Origin of the sequence: Lysobacter yangpyeongensis, assembly GCF_042655745.1 — a bacterium.
GTDB lineage: Bacteria > Pseudomonadota > Gammaproteobacteria > Xanthomonadales > Xanthomonadaceae > Agrilutibacter > Agrilutibacter yangpyeongensis.
Window position 1 is genome coordinate 1 of the sequence record NZ_JBHSNM010000022.1, and the last position, 2,732, is coordinate 2,732.

Sequence of the window (2,732 nt, forward strand, 5' to 3'; positions counted from 1 at the left end):
TGCGCGGTGGGATAGAGGTTGTTCAAACCTATCGTGCACCCGGTCTTGTTCCGCGGCTTGAGTGGCTTGGCATCTGCGCCAAAAGCATCGCGTCTTCCGGCAACTCGCCGGCGCTACGCAGCTGCAGCGTCCTCGGCAGCCGCAGCAGCGCCCTCGCCTTCGGCTGGTCAAAGCTCGCCCGATCTCTGTCCTGGCTTCCGTGGAGTGATGCCCGTGCACCGATTGTCCTGGGCTAAGATCTCTTCAGCGGCCTCACTTCACCGGCTCTCCTGGCTGCATAACAATTCATTCAAGCCGAAGCCGCTTCGCGGCTCGGCTTAATTCAGGCGTTATGCGCGGTGGGATAGAGGTTGTTCAAGCCTCTCGTGCACCCGGTCTTGTTCTGCGGCTTGAGTGGCTTGGCATCTGCGCCAAAAGCGTCGTCTCTTCCGGCATCTCGCCGGCGCTGCGCAACTGCAGTGTCCTCAGTAGCCGCAACAGCGCCCTTGCCTTCGGCTGGCCAAAGCTCGCCCGATTCCTTTCCCGGCCCCATGGGGTGATTCTCGGGCACCGATTGTCCTGGGCTAAGATCTCTTCAGCAGCCAAGGTCTCCGGTTCTCCTGGCTGCATAACAATTCATTCAAGCCGAAGCCGCTTCGCGGCTCGGCTTAATTCAGGCGTTAGGCCGCAAGCAGGTCAAAAGCAGAAAGAGTGGTTTCAAGCGAGTGCCAGCATTTATGGCTGCGCTCATTGTTCCTTCGGCGAGATTCTCGGGCGCGCCCAGGCAATCGCGGGATGCGCCTGCAGCTCCACCACACCAAAGTTTCTCGGCCTCCTTACGTGATTCCCGCGATGCGCTCAGGGTCTCCAACGCGCGCCCCGACCTGGCCTGACTTCGGACCGAAAAGCGGACAGTTGCTCGGCCCCCAACCACTACGGCACCATCGGCGGCCTAACAATTCATTCAAGCCGAAGCCGCTTCGCGGCTCGGCTTAATTCAGGCGTTAGGCGGCATGGAACGTTTCGTCGTAATCGTGATGATTTTCCTGACCGGCTGTGCCACAGCAGATCGGACCTATCAACGTGCACTGTCCAATTGGCACGTAGAGCCGGCCGGCCCGGCGACGTTCACTGCCAGATATTGGGTGCGTCCAGGTGAGCAGATTCCCACGTCTCACGCCGAGGAAATTCCGGCTCAAGAGGCTGAGAGCGCTTGCGTTGCCCGCTTGTTGAGTTCCGTTAACCGCCCCGGAGAACCAAAAGCTTTTGTAGACTCCGTCGCCCAGTGCATGCGATCGCAAGGCTGGGAACTTCGAGAAGGGCCGCTGGCAATCACTAGCTAGCCGCCTAACAATTCATTCAAGCCGAAGCCGCTTCGCGGCTCGGCTTAATTCAGGCGTTAGGCATTTGAATCATGGGTACTGCAGCTTGGGTTTGTTTTGATTGCCGCGCCGCTGTTAGGCGCTCCACGGCATTTGCCGGTGAGGTCCCTTGCCCGACGTGCGGCAAACTTTGCGCATACCTTGGCTACAAGATCCCGGTCCCGCCAAAGGACAAAACGCGGGAGTGGTCGGCTCTTCGCGACAAACTCTCCCGCGAGCGGATGCAGCGGGAGCTGACCGCGGGCGCCGCTGCAGTCCGGGCCAAACACGACCTGGAGCAGGAGATCGCGCGGCTTGAGGCCATGCCTGCCAATGAGGGACGGGCCAAGGCTATTCGGTTGCTTAGGCGCCGCCTTTCCGGGTCAAATGCCTAACAATTCATTCAAGCCGAAGCCGCTTCGCGGCTCGGCTTAATTCAGGCGTTAGGCAGCATGTCCAGATCTCTAATGACCGTCAGACCAATCTCAGAAGCAGAGGCTGCTGTCGTTATGCGTGCGCTCGCCGTTGCGGCAACCGATGAGTTCGCACCCGCCTTTAGTCCGTTAGTTCAGTCGCTGCAAGTTGTTGGGCGCTGCGATTGCGGATGCGCTTCTGTAGATTTTTGCGTGCCCACGCAAGGCCAGGTCGCTCGCATAGTTGCTGATGCGGTTGCCAAAGCTCCCAATGGCGAGGATCTGGGTCTTATCATTTGGGCGCTCGATGACCAACTTTCGGCGCTAGAGGTGTACAGCTACTCGGACAATCCGGCGCCGCTTCCGGTAGTAGCATCCATCTCAGGGTATGGCAGCACGGGCAACACGGGTGCTGCCTAACAATTCATTCAAGCCGAAGCCGCTTCGCGGCTCGGCTTAATTCAGGCGTTAGGCCCCAGGTTACGTAATGGACGACCTGTTCCACACCGTCAGATCGCTACAGACCCAATTCGTAGTGGCGCACCGCACTGAAGAGGAGATTGTGCTGGCGGTCGATGCCGCTGAGGTTGCTGGGGTCCTTGGTCCCGCAAACTTACGGTTCAGCCGGCCGCGAGATGCGTGGGCATCCCGCTGGGATTCCGTCCTTCGTGAATGGCAAGACGTTCCCGAGCTTTCCACACCCATGCATGGCTTGATCTGCGAGGCTCACATCAAGCCGATCCCGGTAGGCATCACCGTGAGCTTTAGTGACAAACAAGAACCGCTGATTCGCTGGGGTTTTGTCGCCGATGGTCTTACAGTTGAGTCAGGTAGCGGCCTATCGCGGGCTGGGGCGTGAATTCAACCACCAAGTGCGACAAGCTCCTCTAACCGAATAGTTTTTGCATTGGGCTGCGATAGCCATAGCGCTTCCTCGGTCTGGTGTTGAGTCGATGGGCAATGGCATCACAGTGTCTCT

Annotated in this window: 1 protein-coding gene; it reads left to right on the forward strand. The window is 59.0% G+C overall.

The window, feature by feature from the left end:
• Positions 1–2,240 precede the first annotated feature (2,240 nt).
• On the forward strand, positions 2,241–2,612 hold the full coding sequence (locus ACFPN1_RS16230; RefSeq protein WP_386756263.1) for a hypothetical protein: 372 nt from the start codon (positions 2,241–2,243) through the stop codon (positions 2,610–2,612).
• Positions 2,613–2,732 lie beyond the last annotated feature (120 nt).